The organism is Bacillus sp. NTK071 (genome assembly GCF_017303315.1).
Lineage (GTDB): Bacteria > Bacillota > Bacilli > Bacillales > Guptibacillaceae > Guptibacillus.
Map to the genome: position 1 here is coordinate 174,116 of NZ_JAFKOI010000006.1, position 17,243 is coordinate 191,358.

Below are 17,243 nucleotides of genomic sequence, written 5' to 3' on the forward strand. Positions count from 1 at the left end.
TATTATGAAACAAAATCCCCCTTCGAATTAAATCGAAGGGGGATTTCTTATTGAGATTGCAAGTCGACGAGTGTACCTGTTTCTGCATCTACCATGAAATCAAGCTGTAGAAGCTGGTCATCTTTCTCACAAGTCAGTCCACCTGAGTAGACGGTGAATGGGAGATTGAATTTCTCAACTGAATCTGTTTTCATATGAATCCAAGAGCCTTTAATCGTATACACAGGCTTAACAGCACCCTTTACGGCTTTAAGTGCTTTCTCGGGTGATAGGTACGTCTGTCTTGAAGCTATTGAAGCCGTTGAAATAGCTGCAGCACTTGCGCCAATAAGCGCACCTACTAAAACATCTCTCGTTCTCATTCTCCTGAATTCTCCCTTCTAAAACTAGCCTATTTCATTTCCCTCTTCAGTATATCGGAAGTTGTGCTTCCAACCAAATGTTTATACTGAAAATTCATCACACTAGCAACACCTATTCAGATTCGATACAATAGAAAGAGAAAATAGGTTCGATGAAAGGGGATACATATGAAAGAAGAAACGCTGTCACTATTTAAAACGTTAACAGAACTACAAGGAGCACCAGGGTTTGAACATGATGTTAGAAAGTTTGTGAAGGGTGAAATCAGTAAATATAGTGATGAAATTATTCAAGATAACCTCGGAAGTGTTTTCGGAGTGAAAAGGAATTCAGGTCCACGTATAATGGTTGCGGGGCATATGGACGAAGTAGGATTCATGGTTACATCAATTACTGAAAATGGTATGCTACGCTTTCAGCCACTTGGTGGATGGTGGAGTCAAGTGCTTCTTGCCCAGCGCGTCGAGGTTATGACGAAGAATGGTCCGATCCCAGGTGTCATTGGCTCCATTCCTCCACATCTGCTTGATGATGCAACACGTAATAAACCAATGGCAATTAAGAACATGCTGATAGATATTGGTGCAGATAACAAAGAAGATGCTGAGCAAATTGGTGTTAAACCAGGACAACAAATTGTTCCAACTTGTCCATTCACTCCAATGGCAAACAATAAGAAAATTATGGCCAAGGCTTGGGATAACCGTTATGGAGTTGGCCTTGCGATTGAACTCCTCAAGGAACTTCAAAATGAAGAACTTCCAAACGAATTGTATTCTGGAGCAACAGTTCAAGAGGAAGTCGGATTAAGAGGGGCTCAAACAGCAGCAAACATGATCAATCCAGATCTTTTCTATGCCCTTGATGCAAGTCCAGCAAACGATATGACAGGTGATAAAAGTGAATTCGGACAGCTAGGAAAAGGGGCACTACTTAGAATTTATGATCGCTCCATGGTAACGCATCAAGGATTAAGAGATTTTGTCCTTGATACTGCTGAAAGCAATGAAATCCCGTACCAATATTTCATTTCTCAAGGTGGAACGGATGCAGGTCGAGTTCATTTATCGAATAATGGCGTACCTTCAGCTGTGGTTGGGATCTGTTCAAGATACATTCATACTTCATCTTCCATTATTCACGTTGATGATTATGCTGCAGCAAAAGAGTTGCTCATTAAGCTCGTTAAATCAACTGATCAAACGGCAGTCGATAGTATTCGATCTAACGTGTAAGTTAAAGGAGCCATAGCGGCTCCTTTTGTTTGCAGAAATGTGTCCTCTAACAAATAACCTAAAGGAGGTTAGCTTTTGGTACAAGTTGCAGTAGGATCCACAAATCCAGTCAAAGTAAATGCTGTAATCGCCTGTTTCGGTGAAGAAGCAGAAGGAATATCTGTTCCATCTGGGGTTCGGGACCAGCCATGGGGGGATGAAGAAACAATAATAGGTGCAAAACAACGGGCGAAAGCAGCAATGAAACAAGCACAAGCAAAAATCGGAATAGGACTTGAAGGCGGAGTACAGTTGATTGATGAGCAACTTTATGTATGCAATTGGGGTGCACTTGTTGATGAAGATGGAGTGGAGATTGTCGCTGGTGGTGCAAGATTTCCACTTCCAGAGGAGATTAAAGAAAAAATGGTTCAGGGTGAAGAATTAGGGCCAGTCATCTCAGCGTTTGCAAAAAGATCAGAAGTAAACAAAAAAGAAGGCGCAATCGGAATTTTCACCAACAGCGCCATTACGAGAACAGACATGTATAAACAAATTGTAGAATTATTACTTGGTCAATATCATTTCTATACTCGTTAGTTTGTTTCGAAAATATAAGACAATGCTTTAAGAGCTTGCTCCTTAGTCTCTACTACTAATTGGGCCTTGTTGGCAATCTCTTTCAAGGGATGATGCAATGATTCCGGGCGAATGAGAATAAGTGGCTTTTGAAGAGCAATAGCGGTTCCTGCATCCATTGCGCTGTTCCACTGCTTATAGTCCTCCCCAAACAATGCGATCACAACATCAGATTTATTCAAAAGTACTTGAGTTCTAAGGTTGTTTATTTCAGAAGCCGCTTCATCTTTAAAGATCGCATTCGGTTGTTCACCTTTAATCTCTTCACCAATGTTATCTGATCGATCGTGATTTTCCATTGGACCAACGAAATGAATAGGAAGCTCCATTTTTTGTGCTTTGCTCTTTAATTCACTACGCCAATTATCGTGAATTTGTCCTGCGAGATAAACTGTTAATTCCATCAGTAACGCCTCCTTAAATATGATAACGAAATGATTGTATCATGGGGTTTCGGGATATTCCCAGTAAAGTGAACGTCGTATTGTGCTAATTGTGAAGTGTATACTACTAGTGGATAAGGTGGAAGGAGAGTAAGATGAAAGAATTTTTGCAGAAGAAGGGAATTACACTATCACCCCGTGTGTATTTTATTACTGCCCTTAGCTATATGGCGCTAGGGCTATTCTCTTCGCTCATTATTGGACTTATTCTTAAAACAATAGGGGGACAAATTCCCTCACTATCATTCTTGATTCCAATCGGTACACTCGCGATGGAGTTAATGGGACCTGCAATTGGTGTAGCTGTGGCTTATGGTCTTGGTGCTCCTCCACTTGTTCTTTTTGCCTCGTTACTCGCGGGTGCAGCAGGTGCTGAACTTGGTGGACCAGCTGGAAGTTACGTCGCTGCCATTGTAGCCGCTGAAGCAGGGAAAATCGTTTCAAAATCAACAAAACTTGATATAATCATTACGCCGCTTGTTACGATTTTCGCGGGATTTGGAACTGCTACACTAATTGGACCTGGGATCAATACATTTATGACAAATTTTGGTTCACTTATTATGTGGGCAACAGAGCAACGACCGATATTAATGGGCGTGATTGTTGCAGTTCTAATGGGACTTGCTCTAACAGCACCTATATCAAGTGCTGCAATTGCGATTATGCTAGGTTTAGAAGGACTAGCAGCCGGTGCAGCTACCATTGGTTGCGCAGCTCAAATGGTTGGTTTTGCCGTAAGCAGCTATCGAGAAAATGGCTTTGGTGGAGTAATCGCGCAGGGTGTGGGGACATCTATGCTACAAGTAGCAAACATCGTTCGAAATCCATGGATATTGGTTCCACCAACAGTAGCAGGTGCAATCATTGCTCCGTTTGGTAGCGGCTGGATCATGATGATCAACAATTCTGCAGGAGCTGGAATGGGCACAAGTGGGTTTGTAGGACAGATTATGACTTTGAATGTTATGGGAGCAAGTGGAAGTGTGTGGCTTGCGATCGTACTGTTGCATTTCATTGGACCAGCAGTGATTAGTCTGCTAATATCCGAATTAATGAGAAAAAAAGGGCTTATTCGCCCTGGAGATATGAGAATTAGCACAGAATAATAATAAGGAGGGTCATCATGAAGAAATTCGAAAAACATGAAGAGTATTTAGAGGCAATTAAAGAAGGGAAGTCTGTACTATTGTTTTCTGCAGACTGGTGCCCTGATTGTAGAATTATTGAGCCTTTTCTTCCAGAGCTAGAAAAGAAATACTCCGAGTTAGATTTCTACTACGTGGATCGAGACGATCATATTGACCTTTGTCAGGAAATGGATGTATTTGGTATTCCGAGCTTTGTTGCTTATGAAGATGGCGAAGAAACTGGTCGCTTTGTAAGTAAGCTTAGAAAATCACAAGAAGAAATTGAAGAATTCCTTACTACTGTAAAGTAACCAAAAACAAAGCTACGCTCAGCGTAGCTTTGTTTTTGTATTATTGCTTTTCATGGTATGATAAAGTGACAGTTCAGTACGTAAATGGTGGTGAAATAAGAGATGGAACCGAAAGATTTGAAAAAGTTGCTCGAGAATCGACTTCAACAAGAAGATCGTGAGCTTACATACGACAAAAAAGAAGACAAGTTAAGGGTAGAAGATAAGACAACTGGAAAAGGAATGAGTCTTGGACTAAAGGGGCTATCTGCAAAGTATGAAGAGCGGAAAGAAAAATTACTTGATGAAGTGGTACATCATGTAGAAGAAACCCTTAAAGCAATGAAAGAAACCCAAGAACTTAATGGGAAAGAAAATAGTATATTCCCTGTTATCCGTTCTGGTTCTTTTGCTTCAGAAACAGAGGCGGGTGTTCCGTTTGTGTATGTAGAACATACTGCAGAGACAAGAATTTATTTCGCACTTGACCTCGGTAACTCCTATCGTTTAATCGATCAGGATTGGCTTGAGAAAGAAGGTTGGACAAAAGAAGCCTTACATGAAGTTTCTATGTTTAATCTTCGTGGGCTTTCGACGGAAATGAAGACAGATACTGTTGCAGGGAATACTTTTTATTTCTTAAATACGAATGATGGTTATGATGCGAGTCGAATTCTAAATGATTCGTTACTCGATAGAATGGCGAAAGAAGTAAAGGGAGAACTTGCTGTAGCTGTGCCACATCAAGACGTGTTAATTTTTGCTGATATTGAGAATGAACGCGGTTATGATGCGCTAGCCCAGCTTACGATGCATTTCTTTTCGAGCGGCCTTGTGCCAGTAACTGGTCTACCTTTCATTTATGAAGATGGGAAGCTTGAGCCAATATTTATTATGGCGAAGAACAAACCAAAAAAATAACCACTGATAAAAGGAGTACAATGAATATGAACATGTTTTACAACAAAGAAGGCGTTGGAGACACATTAATTATCACGCTTAGTAGCACCGAACGTGATGATAAAGCAGTCGAACGAACTGGAAATGTAGCACGTATTTACAGTAAAGAGACAAATAAAACAATCGGTTATAATGTGTTTGAGTTTACTACTGTCTATCAAATTGAAGCAGCTGGTGTAGTTGAAGGAAATGAAGAGCTCGTTTCAACAGTTAATACATTAATTAAAGAGAATGGGTTCACAGATGAACTTAAGTTCGATGCGTCTCCAAAATTTGTTGTTGGCTTTGTTGAAGAGATGGAAAAGCATCCTAATGCTGACAAGTTAAACATTTGTCAGGTGAATGTAGGAGAAGAAAAGCTCCAAATCGTTTGTGGAGCACCTAACGTGGACAAAGGACAGAAAGTTGTCGTTGCTAAAGTAGGTGCAGTGATGCCATCTGGAATGATCATTAAAGATGCTAGCTTGCGTGGTGTAGAGTCAACCGGAATGATTTGTTCAGCTAGAGAACTGGATTTGCCAGATGCACCTCAGGAAAAAGGGATTCTCGTCCTACCTGATGATTATGAAATCGGATCTGAATTCAAAGCCTACTAGAATTTTTCTAGTAGGTTTTTTCTTTCTGCAAAGAAGGTAATAGGGATATAGAACCTGTTTTAGCATATTTAGACGAAGAAGTAGCATTTTTAACGAAAGATTTTAGAAACAGCCTTACAATGATAGGGGAGTTTCCGATAAAATAGAAGAACAGTGCCAGATAAAAGGGCTTAATTAGAAAAGGTGATAGTAATTGGATAATAATTGGTTAAAAAGAGTGTGGAATAAATTATTTGATGTTGATGAAGAAGAAACGTTTGAGAAGAAAAATGAAGAAGCTCCAGTACGAAAGCGAGCACAGGATCACAGTCCGATCGATCGCAAGCACTCCATTGGCCGTATGGAAAGTGCAAATCGAAAGAGTGAAGCGAGAGTTGTTCACCAATATCCTAGGGAAGGTAATTTTCGTTTTCCTCTGATTCCAGATCAATCGAATAACAGATCACGCAAAGACTTGAAAGCAGAACAACCAGAACGGAAAGAAAGTGAAAAATCAGCACCACCTTGGTCAGGACAGCATAAACAGGTTCATCCAAAAAAACAGGGACCAACTAGAAGTACTGGTAGAAATTCTAAGTCAGATGAAGCTGAAACTGTCAAAAGTAAAAAGTTTACTGGTGTAAACTTTAAACCATCAGATATACCATCACCAATCTATGGGTTTAGTAAGCGTCCTGTCGCTGAAAAGATGGAAGAGGCCGCCAAAAGTCCATCGAGCAGACACTACACCTCTCTTGATGAAAACAAAACGATGGAGAAGCTAATTCGAGATACAGAAACCTACTCTGCTCAAGAAGAGATTGGCCAAGCTATCAGTAATGAAGCCCGTATATTCGAATCGAATGAAAATCAAGTAGATGAATCTCCAGCTGAGACAGACCATGTCCAAAATGAGCATGATACACAAGGTGATTCGACATCAGAGATTGAGGAATTACGTGTAGCCTCGGCAGATCACTCATTTGAAGTACTAGAAGAACCAATAACTTCTCAAGATGACGAACAAGAGGACGTTAAAGAAGACTACGAACCAACATTCGACAATGAGCCGGTTAATCAACCTGAAGATGATAAGCCATTTGAAGAACATGTAGATTCTAAAGAAGATGCAGTCATTGTAGAACAGGATGAATTTCAGAATGACAATAGTGATGAAAGTCATGATGCAAGTGATATTATCCATGAAGAAGCAAGTGATTCAGAATCAGATGAGGAAATAAACTCACATACTAGTAATGTAGAACCAATAACTTCTTTAGAAGATAAGCAAGAAGTTCAGAGTAGAGTGAATAGCCAGGAAGAAGTTCAAGAAGAACAACCACAGCCAAAACGAGAAGAGGGCAGGCCGAAGCCACAGGTTCCTTACAATGTGATGATGCTTGCGAATGATAGAAGGCATCTTTCAAAGAAACCAGTATCTGGAGCTGAATACAAGCTACCTCCAATTTCGCTTCTAGATATTCCTCCACGTAATGAAGGAACTGATGATCAGTGGCTGCAGGAACAGCGAGAGCTTCTAGAATCAACTTTAGAAAACTTTAATGTTCAAGCTCGTGTGGTGGGAGCTACAATGGGACCAACTGTTACCCGATTTGAGGTACAACCAAGTCCAGGAGTTAAAGTAAATAAAATAACGAATTTAAGTGATGATATTAAACTTAGTCTAGCTGCTAGAGATATTCGAATGGAAGCGCCTATTCCTGGAAAGAACGCCATAGGAATTGAAGTGCCAAACCCGACAAGTAAGCCAGTGTTTATTAGAGAGATTGTGAGAAGTGGCGCATTTCAATCGGAAGGTTCGCTCTTAAATGCTGCCCTTGGTTTTGATATAGCAGGAGAAGCAAAAATAACAGATATACAAAAAATGCCTCATGGCCTCATTGCGGGTGCAACTGGATCTGGTAAAAGTGTTTGCATTAACTCGATTCTAGTAAGCTTACTTCTTAAAGCGAATCCAAGTGATGTTAAAATGTTGCTGATTGATCCGAAAATGGTTGAGTTAGCACCATATAATGGTCTTCCTCACTTAGTGACACCTGTCATCAATGATGTCAAAGAAGCAACAACTGCACTAAAATGGGCAGTTGATGAAATGGAAGAGCGCTATGAAAAATTTGCGGCTGCTGGGGTTCGTGACATTAAACGATACAATGAGAGAGCGATTAATCATGGGGAACCACAGCATAAACTCCCATACATTGTGATCGTTATCGATGAGCTTGCGGATTTAATGATGGTCTCTCCTCAAGATGTAGAAGATGCTATTTGTCGCATTGCTCAAAAAGCGAGAGCATGTGGAATTCATCTTCTAGTAGCAACACAACGTCCTTCAGTAGATGTTATTACAGGGCTAATCAAAGCAAACATCCCAACACGCATCGCGTTCTCGGTATCTTCGCAAATTGATTCTAGAACTATTCTTGATGCTAGCGGTGCAGAGAAACTACTTGGGAAAGGCGATATGCTTTGCCTTGAGAATGGCTCATCTAAACCAGTTCGTTTGCAGGGTAATTTTGTATCAGACGAAGAAATTGAACGTGTCACTTCATTTGTAAGAAAACAGAGAAAACCCAATTATTTAATTAAAAAAGAAGATCTAATGAAAAAACAACAATACAATGATCAAGAAGATGACTTGTTTGAAGAAGCATGTATGTGGGCAATTGAACAGGGGCAGGCTTCGTCTTCCGCATTGCAAAGACGCTTCAGAATTGGATTTAATCGTGCTGCAAGATTAATCGAAATGATGGAGGAGCGCGGATTGGTATCTGAGGCAATGGGGAGTAAGCCTCGTAGCATTCTAATGAATAAAACCGATTTTGAAGAAGCCTTCTTTAAAGATATGCACGTCTAGTGCATATCTTTTCTACTTGTTTTATACAAGCTAGTTCTATATGATATATAGTGTTAAACTTGTGTTAGATTTATAGTCAGGTAAGTGAATGGTTGAACATAGAGAGCTCACATTCGAATGACGAAACTACTTGAAGGAGCCCCATTATGAAAGAAATTGAACTTAAAATGCAAGGCAAAATAAAAAGGCTAACAAATAGAACCTTTAAATTTGATGAGCGTGTGGGAGAAGGCTGGTTTTCCGCGGTATACTTCCTGAAAACATGTGAAATTGTGGAAGAGTTCAAACCAGACAACGTGGTTACCATGCAGTTTTTTCAAAAACACGACGCAGTACTTTGTGGTTCAGATGAAGCAATTGCACTAATTAAAACTTTTGCCAAAGATCCCGATACTCTTGAAATCGATTCTCTCAAAGATGGAGATAAAATTTCACCATTTGAAACTGTTCTCAAGATTAAAGGACCTTATCAGAACTTTGGTTTCCTCGAGGGAATCATTGATGGTATTCTAGGCAGAAGAACGTCAGTGGCTACGAATGTTTATCATGTGGTAAAAGCTGCACGTTCTTCAGGTATTCAAAAGCCAGTTATCTTCATGGGCGACCGTGATGATCACTACACCCAGCAAGCTGGAGATGGGTATGCATCTTATATTGGTGGCTCTACTGCTCAGGCTACACATGCGATGAACGAATGGTGGGGTAAAAGAGGAATGGGAACAATGCCTCACGCCCTAATTCAATTGTTTAAAGGTGACGTAGTTGAGGCCTCCAAAGCCTACTATGCTAAATACCCTGAAGATGAACTAATTGCGCTCGTTGATTACAATAACGATGTTGTGACTGATGCTCTAAGAGTTGCAAGAGAATTCGGAGATACTCTTAAAGGCGTGCGTGTGGATACATCTCGTACAATGGTTGATCAATATTTCTGGCGTAACCCTGATGTTCTAGGTACATTTGACCCAAGGGGTGTAAATGCTGAATTGATTTTTGCTCTGAGAGAAGCTCTTGATGAAGAAGGATACGGCCACGTCAAAATTGTAGTAAGCGGTGGCTTTACTGAAGAAAGAATAAGAACATTCGAATCTCAGAATGTTCCAGTTGATATTTATGGAGTAGGCAGTAGCCTACTTAAGGTAGACATTGGTTTTACAGGTGATAATGTGATTCTGGATGATGAACCAGAAGCAAAAGCTGGTAGAAAATACCGTCATAATCCACGCCTAGAGCGTGTTGAATAACCAAAAAAGACAGGAACAAGCTCCTGTCTTTTTTGCGCCCGTATCGTTTCTTTAATGATATGAATTATAATTGTAGGCCTGTCTCTTTTTCTGCTATAATGTAGTATTGAAAAGAAAAGCAGAGCATACTTGTAATGACATCATATACTAAAGAAGGTTAAGCGGAGAAGAAATGAAAGTGTGGAGGTTCTGAAATGACTATATATCACTTTGTTGGCATTAAGGGATCCGGTATGAGTGCCCTAGCACAAATCCTAAATGATATGGGTTATAACGTACAGGGATCAGACGTAGATAAACGTTTCTTTACTCAGGAGGCCCTTGAACAAAAAGGTATCACTATTCTCCCCTTTGGAGAAGAAAATATAAAAGAAGATATGATTATTATTGCCGGCAATGCATTTGATGATCAGCATGAAGAGTTAGTACGCTCAAGAGAAATGAACCTTCCTGTCTATCGTTATCATAAATTTCTTGGTGACTTTATTCAAAAGTTCACTAGTATTGCTGTAACTGGTTCTCACGGTAAAACGTCAACAACGGGTTTACTATCGCATGTTGTAGGCGCAGCTGAGCCAACTTCTTACCTTATCGGAGATGGCACTGGAAGAGGCGTCAAAGACAGTCAGTATTTTGTATTTGAGGCTTGTGAATATCGTCGTCACTTCTTATCATATCAGCCGGACTATGCAATCATGACAAATATCGATTTTGACCATCCAGACTATTTTTCAGATGTCGATGATGTGTTTTCTGCATTCCAGGAAATGGCGATGCTTGTGAAGAAAGGTATTATTGCTTATGGCGATGATACGTATTTACAGCAAATCCAGACGAAAGTACCGGTCGTATTTTACGGATTTGATGACCAAAATGATTTCCAAGCAACCAATATCAAAATTGATGAGAATGGAACAACGTTCGATGTACATGTTCGAGATGATTACTATCGTACGTTTCAAATTCCTATGTATGGCAAACACAACGTTTTAAATGCTCTTTCAGTCGTTGCTCTTTGCCATTACGAGAATCTTTCTGGCGATGCTGTGGCAGCTCAGTTAATGAATTTTGAAGGTGTTAAGCGCAGATTCACTGAAAAAGTGGTTGATGGTCAGGTCCTAATTGACGATTATGCACATCACCCTACTGAGATTAAAGCAACCATTGAATCAGCTCAGCAAAAGTATCCAGATCGTGAAGTTGTTGCGATTTTCCAACCGCATACGTTTACTCGAACGAAGACATTTTTAAATGAGTTTGCTGATAGCTTAAAAGAAGCAGATGTTGTTTATTTATGTGACATTTTTGGGTCTGCCCGTGAAGATTCTGGTCAGTTAAAAATAGACCAGTTGATGGAGAAAATACCCAATTCGCACCTAATCACAGAAGAATCGATTCAACAGTTAACTGAACACAATCATGGCGTACTTCTTTTCATGGGTGCTGGTGATATTCAGAAATACCAACAAGCATATGAAGCTGAGAAAGCGTCTATTTAAAGAAAAGGCTCTAATAGAGCCTTTTTTTTTGAATTAGATTTATTAATTGGATTTGATAAACAGTTCAGACGTGTTATAAAAAAAAATAAAAAAGGAATAATGAAACGTGTAACGAATTGTACGTAGTAAGGTGGACTCATTTTTTTTAATGTGAAATGATAAGCCCGTGTTTAGTTGAAAGTAAAGAAGGGAACAGATTAAGAAAAGGGAGGTGCCAACACACATGGAGATTATACTTTATTTAAGTGTAGCTATTATCGCAATTGCATTTGCAGTACTTGTTTATTTTGTTGCCCAAACGTTAAAATCTTTAAAAGACACCCTCAGTAATACCGCGAAAACACTTGATAGCCTTGAAAAACAAATGAATGGTTTAACAACCGAAACAACTGCATTGTTACATAAGACAAACTTGCTTGCAGAGGACATTCAGGGTAAATCAGAAGCGCTGGATTCTGTTTTCGTGCAAGTAAAAGAAGTCGGTACATCACTTGGTAAAATGAATCATTCATTCCAAAATATTACCGGTAAAGTAACTGAAGAGGCAGAGCGCCAATCTGAGCAAGTAACGAAAGTTGTTCAGTGGGGTAATGCTGCTATGCAAATCTGGCAAAAATGGCAAGTGAAGAAGAAGGCAACAGATCAATACATTGATTCGAAATCATAGGAGGTATTTATATGTCAGATAACAACAACAACATTAATACAAAGGATTTTATTATTGGCTCACTAATCGGTGGAATTGTAGGAGCTGCGGCTGCTTTATTATCTGCACCTAAGTCTGGTAAAGAGCTTAGAAGCGATCTTAACCAACAAGCAGGTGTAGTTAAAGAGAAGACATCTCAATTCCGTGATTCAGCAGTAGAGCGTAGTTCAGATTTCGCTAACCGTGCAAAAGAGAAATCCAATACGATTTACAAGCAGGTTTCTGATCAATCAAATAACCTTGTATCCAAAATTAAAGACAGAAACTTAGAAACGGAAGAGAATGACGCTCTTCGTGGCCAAGCTGACGAGGATGTTGAAAGCTTCCAGCAGGACCTTAATGACCATTTCTCTGAAGAAGAACCAGCGTCTATGGAGAATCCAACTAAACCTTAATAAGACAAGAACAGTGTTATAAAAGAAGAAGCATAATGCTTCTTCTTTTTCATTTTCAATGCTTTCTTTTATAATAGACTTAGATATCAGAAAGGGGATTTACACATGGCCATAACGAAACTATCAACGATTGAAGAATTTAAACGTGTGAAAGAAAAAAATAATTCATTTCTGCTTTTCAAAAATAGTACAACATGTCCAATTAGTGCTCAAGCATTCGAAGAATTCGAGAAATTTTCACAAGATATAAGTCAAGAAGTTTACTATTTAAATGTACAAGAATCAAGAGAACTATCAGGAGCAGTCGCTGATACATCTGGCGTTAAACACCAATCACCTCAGGCGCTTGTTTTTAATGGTAATCATGTTGTTTGGAATGATTCTCACTGGAGAATCACATATTCTTCGTTATCAGAAGCTGCTAAACAATTTTTGAAATAAAAACGGCATATAATAAGCCGTTTTTATTTTACTGACATGATTTAATGCTTAAAAGCGTTTAAGAATTAAAAGAAAAGTAGTGACATTTTATTTTTGATCGTATATAATGACCCTAATCACATAAACAGATAAGGAGTGGAGATAGTATGGCGAATATCCAGATTGATGAGTTGAGAGAAAAATTAGACGAGATTAACCTACAGCTGCTTGATTTAATTAATGAGCGAGCTGAGTTGGCTAAAGAGATAGGTAGAGTAAAGAAAGCGCAGGGGATTAACCGTTTCGACCCTGTTCGAGAGCGTAAAATGCTTGATTTGCTTTCAGAGAAGAATCGTGGACCGTTTGACACTTCCACTCTTCAACATATTTTCAAAGAGATTTTTAAGGCAAGCCTTGAACTGCAAGAAGATGATCACCGTAAAGCACTGTTAGTATCAAGAAAGCGTCAACCAGATAACACAATAATCGACATTAAAGGCGAGAAAATTGGAGACGGTGGGCAAGTTCTTATATCTGGGCCATGTGCAGTTGAAAGCTATGAGCAGGTTGCAGAAGTTGCAAAAGCTGTTAAGAAGCAAGGCTTCAAAATGCTTCGTGGAGGAGCATTTAAGCCACGTACATCACCTTATGATTTCCAGGGGCTTGGTGAAGAAGGCCTGAAAATCCTCAAGCAAGTTGCTGATGAGTACGATCTTGCAGTTGTTAGTGAAATTGTAAATCCAGCGGATATTGAAATGGCTGTTAAGTACGTTGATGTGATCCAGATTGGTGCTAGAAACATGCAGAACTTTGAACTGCTTAAAGCAGCAGGTTCTGTAGACAAACCGGTTCTTCTTAAGAGAGGATTGTCAGCTACTATTCAAGAGTTTATTAACGCAGCAGAGTACATTGTGTCCAATGGTAATACCCAAGTTATGCTTTGTGAAAGAGGAATTAGAACGTATGAGAAAGCAACGCGTAATACGCTAGATATTACGGCAGTTCCAATCCTTAAACAGGAAACTCATTTACCAGTTCTAGTTGACGTAACACATTCAACTGGACGTAAAGATCTTCTTCTTCCAGCAGCTAAGGCAGGACTTGCAATTGGAGCTGACGGTATCATGGTCGAAGTTCACCCAGATCCAGCAGTTGCCTTATCGGATGCAGCTCAGCAGCTAGATATCCCACAGTACGAGAAATTTGTAGACGATCTAAAAACGAGCGGGTTATTTAATCCTGCGAAAGCTACACCTTCTACTTTATAAGTAGAAGGTTTTTTTTGTTTAGGCTATGTTAGCTTCCATTGTTGATTGAATGATAGAATGAAAAGTCCATCTACTCATTAAAGATTGAATAAAACAATGTATACGTGTCATCATATAAGATATAGGTCGTTTTTGATTAGATTTGCTATATTGTCAATAAAAATTGGTTTTTAAGTAAAGCAAAAAGTGAGTAAATATGCTATCTTTAATAAAGTATGTATTTGTGAAATAGTTTACATACCACTTAAAAAGGATAACAGACATTTCGGAAGACCTGTTTATTAGCGGTAGTAGATATAAGGTTAACGTTTGCAGTCAAACAAATAGTATCGTATCATTAAGTAAATTAAAGTCCGAAAGAGCATGAAGGAGGATCATTGTGAATACAACGATTTATGACGTAGCAAAAGAAGCAGGAGTATCAATGGCAACTGTATCAAGGGTTGTGAATGGTAATCCAAATGTAAAACCTGCCACTAGAAAGAAAGTTCTTGAGGCAATTGAGAGACTAGGTTATCGTCCAAACGCAGTAGCAAGAGGACTAGCTAGTAAGAAAACAACAACAGTTGGGGTTATTATTCCCGATATTTCGAGTATTTTCTTCGCAGAGTTAGCACGTGGAATTGAAGACATTGCGACAATGTATAAATATAATATTATTCTAAGTAACTCAGATCAAAATAAAGAGAAAGAAATTCATCTTCTTAATACAATGCTAGGAAAACAGGTTGATGGTATTGTGTTTATGGGTGGAAAAATTACTGAAGAGCATGTAGAAGAATTTAAGCGCTCTCCTGTTCCGATTGTATTAGCTGCAACACTTGAAAAAGGACAGGAGATTCCTTCTGTTAATATTGATTATCAAAAAGCAGCATACGAGCTTGTGACTGAGTTTATTAACAAAGGTCATAAGAAGATTGGTCTTGTTAGTGGACCACTAGAAGATCCGATTAATGGTGAGGAGAAATTCCTTGGATATCGAAAGGCACTTGAGGATGCAGGTATGCAAGTTAACGAAGATTGTGTTGCTATTGGTGACTACACTTATGATTCGGGTATAGAAGCAATGGAAGGCTTCCTTGAGCAAAATGAGAAGCCAACAGCTATCTTTGCTGGTACGGATGAAATGGCATTAGGTGTCATTCATGCAGCTCAGGACAATGGATATAATGTACCTGAAGATTTCGAAGTAGTTGGATTCGATAACACTAGACTTGCGACTATGGTGCGTCCAACGCTTTCTACTGTAGTACAACCAATGTATGACATTGGTGCCGTTGCCATGCGTTTACTAACGAAGCTTATGAACAAAGAAACGGTTGAAGATCAAACTGTCGTACTTCCTCACCGATTACAGCATCGCAATTCAACTATGCATAACGAAGAAGAATAGTAAAAACGAGCCTATTGGCTCGTTTTTTTGGTATAATTAACAATTTGATATAGCGCACGTTCAACAGTGAGTTTGTTTTTCTCTGTTATTTCTTGTTTCCTTGGGATGGGCTCATATAAATTCTTTTTGTCATGCCAATTTGGTGGTAGTTCAAGAGGAGACTGAGGTTGCCATCGCTCTAGCCACGCTTTTGGTAGGCTTCCAGACATAGAAAGCCCTTTCATTTCAAGCCAAATTCTAGACCATGCACGAGGAACGACTCTCCATACATCATATCCTCCCCCTCCTACGGCAATCCATTTCCCATCACAGTATTCATGTGCAAGTTCATGTGCAAGTTTAGGAATGAACTCGTAGGTATCCATTGAAACGGATAAATGAGTTAACGGGTCATAATAATGAGCATCGGCACCATTTTGCGTAAGAATAACATCCGGCTTAAAATACTCTATAACCTTGCGAAAGGAAGCTTCGTACACTTCTTGAAATGATTCATCTTCTGTAAAAGCATCGATAGGAACATTGAAAGAAAAGCCATAACCTTTACCTTGGCCTTTCTCATTAAGATTACCTGTCCCAGGAAATAAATATCGTCCTGTTTCGTGTATGGACAAGGTACAAACATTAGGATCATCGTAGAATGCCCACTGAACTCCATCACCATGGTGCGCATCAGTATCAACGTAAAGAACCTTTGCATTGTACTTTTGTTTCATGTATTCTATCGCAATTGAACTATCGTTGTATATGCAAAAGCCAGAAGCTTTCCCTCGAAATCCATGGTGAAGGCCGCCCCCAACATTCAAGGCATGTGTCGATTTCCCAGTCATAACAGCATCAACAGCAGTTAACGTTCCACCTACAATGAGGGCACTTGCTTCATGCATATTTGGAAAAATAGGTGTGTCTTCTGTGCCAAGTCCATAGTTTGCTGCAGTAGTTGATGGGAGTTGTCCAATACTTGCTTTCTTTACAGCTTCAATATAAGCGGGGTCATGAATGAGAGAAATTTCACGATCAGTCGCAATGCGAGGAGCGATCATTTCTTCACTGTTAAGCGCATTTATTTCAGTCAGAAGATCCTGCGTTAGCTGTACTCGAATATGGTTAAACGGATGATCGTCACTGAACTTATAGTTTAAATAGTCTGAGGAGTAAATAAAAAGAGAGTCACACTTCATTTTTTCACACCCGACATGTTTGGCCAGAGTACTTCATAACCCTCATTCTTAATATCATTTACGACGGTAGTTGGATTCATAGTCTGGATGCGAAATACAATGTTTTTATATTGTTCATCATGACTACATGGGTAGACCAATACGCTAATAATATTTACATTACGCTTGCTGATAATCTGAGTGATATCAGCAAGCTTTCCAGATACATTAGCTACCTGAACCTCGATGTGAGAGCTTGGCTGATGTGCTCCTGTTAAGAGGATTAACGTATGTAGCATGTCAGTTTCAGTAACGATTCCGATAACCTTTCGATTATCGATTATTGGAATTGAACTTATTCGTTGCTCATAAAAAATGGTAGAGATTTCTTCAACAAAATCTAGTGGATGTGCAGTAATAACGTCTCTTTTCATAATAGAAGAAAGGGGTGACTCTAGAACTTTTTTATTCGGATCAGAGTCCAAGATAGAAGGACTTGCATCCTTAATATCTCGATCTGAAACAATTCCAGTTAGCTCCCCTTTTTGATTAACGATTGGAAGATGACGAATATTTTTTTCTCGCATCATCGTAATGGCATCTGCGATTGTCTGGTTTTCTTCTAGTGAAAAAACGTTTCGATTCATAATTTCCTCTATGAGCAACTTA

The 17,243-nt window shown here is 39.3% G+C and carries 18 protein-coding genes; 14 read left to right on the forward strand and 4 right to left on the reverse strand.

What is annotated here, in order from left to right:
* Nucleotides 1-47: 47 nt before the first annotated feature.
* Entirely contained in the window at nt 48-362 is a 315-nt protein-coding gene (locus JI666_RS12155) for a hypothetical protein (RefSeq protein ID WP_206892092.1), read from the reverse strand.
* 168 nt (nt 363-530) lie between these two features.
* On the opposite strand from JI666_RS12155, the gene JI666_RS12160 reads away from it, so the two are divergent.
* On the forward strand, nt 531-1,598 hold the full coding sequence (locus tag JI666_RS12160; RefSeq protein WP_206892093.1) for a M42 family metallopeptidase: 1,068 nt from the start codon (nt 531-533) through the stop codon (nt 1,596-1,598).
* Between the two features lie 75 nt (nt 1,599-1,673).
* Nucleotides 1,674-2,177 carry a DUF84 family protein gene (locus JI666_RS12165; protein ID WP_206892094.1) on the forward strand — a complete coding sequence of 168 codons (504 nt, stop codon included), beginning with the start codon at nt 1,674-1,676 and terminating at the stop codon, nt 2,175-2,177.
* Here JI666_RS12165 and JI666_RS12170 read toward each other — a convergent pair.
* Nucleotides 2,174-2,620, reverse strand: a complete 447-nt coding sequence (locus JI666_RS12170; RefSeq protein ID WP_206892096.1) for a YtoQ family protein — start codon at nt 2,618-2,620, stop codon at nt 2,174-2,176. The two genes, JI666_RS12165 and JI666_RS12170, sit on opposite strands and share 4 nt — an antisense overlap.
* A 134-nt stretch (nt 2,621-2,754) precedes the next feature.
* On the opposite strand from JI666_RS12170, the gene JI666_RS12175 reads away from it, so the two are divergent.
* From JI666_RS12175 to ccpA, 12 genes are all read left to right on the forward strand, one after another.
* The gene (locus tag JI666_RS12175) at nt 2,755-3,768 is read left to right on the forward strand and encodes a PTS sugar transporter subunit IIC (RefSeq protein ID WP_206892098.1); all 1,014 of its coding nucleotides are present in this window, start codon (nt 2,755-2,757) and stop codon (nt 3,766-3,768) included.
* Nucleotides 3,769-3,785: 17 nt separating this feature from the next.
* Entirely contained in the window at nt 3,786-4,100 is a 315-nt protein-coding gene (locus tag JI666_RS12180; protein ID WP_206892100.1) for a thioredoxin family protein, read from the forward strand.
* A 102-nt stretch (nt 4,101-4,202) separates the two neighbouring features.
* Complete coding sequence (locus JI666_RS12185; protein ID WP_206892102.1) at nt 4,203-5,000, forward strand: DUF1444 domain-containing protein; 798 nt, start codon at nt 4,203-4,205, stop codon at nt 4,998-5,000.
* A 26-nt stretch (nt 5,001-5,026) separates the two neighbouring features.
* Nucleotides 5,027-5,635: a YtpR family tRNA-binding protein gene (ytpR, locus tag JI666_RS12190; protein WP_206892104.1), complete on the forward strand. Its 609-nt coding sequence runs from the start codon at nt 5,027-5,029 to the stop codon at nt 5,633-5,635.
* Nucleotides 5,636-5,828: 193 nt separating this feature from the next.
* Complete coding sequence (locus tag JI666_RS12195; protein WP_211201497.1) at nt 5,829-8,489, forward strand: DNA translocase FtsK; 2,661 nt, start codon at nt 5,829-5,831, stop codon at nt 8,487-8,489.
* Nucleotides 8,490-8,635: 146 nt separating this feature from the next.
* Nucleotides 8,636-9,733, forward strand: coding sequence for a nicotinate phosphoribosyltransferase (locus tag JI666_RS12200; protein WP_206892107.1), 1,098 nt, complete (start codon nt 8,636-8,638; stop codon nt 9,731-9,733).
* Between the two features lie 194 nt (nt 9,734-9,927).
* Nucleotides 9,928-11,232 carry a UDP-N-acetylmuramate--L-alanine ligase gene (murC, locus tag JI666_RS12205; RefSeq protein WP_206892109.1) on the forward strand — a complete coding sequence of 435 codons (1,305 nt, stop codon included), beginning with the start codon at nt 9,928-9,930 and terminating at the stop codon, nt 11,230-11,232.
* 223 nt (nt 11,233-11,455) lie between these two features.
* Nucleotides 11,456-11,899 carry a DUF948 domain-containing protein gene (locus tag JI666_RS12210; protein ID WP_136948564.1) on the forward strand — a complete coding sequence of 148 codons (444 nt, stop codon included), beginning with the start codon at nt 11,456-11,458 and terminating at the stop codon, nt 11,897-11,899.
* Between the two features lie 11 nt (nt 11,900-11,910).
* Nucleotides 11,911-12,333: a YtxH domain-containing protein gene (locus JI666_RS12215; protein ID WP_206892110.1), complete on the forward strand. Its 423-nt coding sequence runs from the start codon at nt 11,911-11,913 to the stop codon at nt 12,331-12,333.
* A gap of 105 nt (nt 12,334-12,438) precedes the next feature.
* The gene (gene ytxJ / locus JI666_RS12220; RefSeq protein ID WP_206892113.1) at nt 12,439-12,774 is read left to right on the forward strand and encodes a bacillithiol system redox-active protein YtxJ; all 336 of its coding nucleotides are present in this window, start codon (nt 12,439-12,441) and stop codon (nt 12,772-12,774) included.
* A gap of 146 nt (nt 12,775-12,920) precedes the next feature.
* Nucleotides 12,921-14,021 carry a bifunctional 3-deoxy-7-phosphoheptulonate synthase/chorismate mutase gene (locus JI666_RS12225; protein ID WP_206892118.1) on the forward strand — a complete coding sequence of 367 codons (1,101 nt, stop codon included), beginning with the start codon at nt 12,921-12,923 and terminating at the stop codon, nt 14,019-14,021.
* Between the two features lie 379 nt (nt 14,022-14,400).
* Nucleotides 14,401-15,414 (forward strand): catabolite control protein A, encoded by a 1,014-nt coding sequence (gene ccpA / locus JI666_RS12230; RefSeq protein ID WP_206892119.1) that lies wholly within the window; start codon nt 14,401-14,403, stop codon nt 15,412-15,414.
* An 11-nt stretch (nt 15,415-15,425) separates the two neighbouring features.
* Here ccpA and JI666_RS12235 read toward each other — a convergent pair whose 3' ends face one another.
* Complete coding sequence (locus JI666_RS12235) at nt 15,426-16,595, reverse strand: acetoin utilization protein AcuC (protein ID WP_206892120.1); 1,170 nt, start codon at nt 16,593-16,595, stop codon at nt 15,426-15,428.
* A complete protein-coding gene (locus tag JI666_RS12240; RefSeq protein WP_206892122.1) occupies nt 16,592-17,239 on the reverse strand; it encodes an acetoin utilization AcuB family protein in 648 nt (215 codons plus the stop codon). Before JI666_RS12240 ends, JI666_RS12235 begins: the two co-directional genes overlap by 4 nt.
* Between the last annotated feature and the right edge of the window lie 4 nt (nt 17,240-17,243).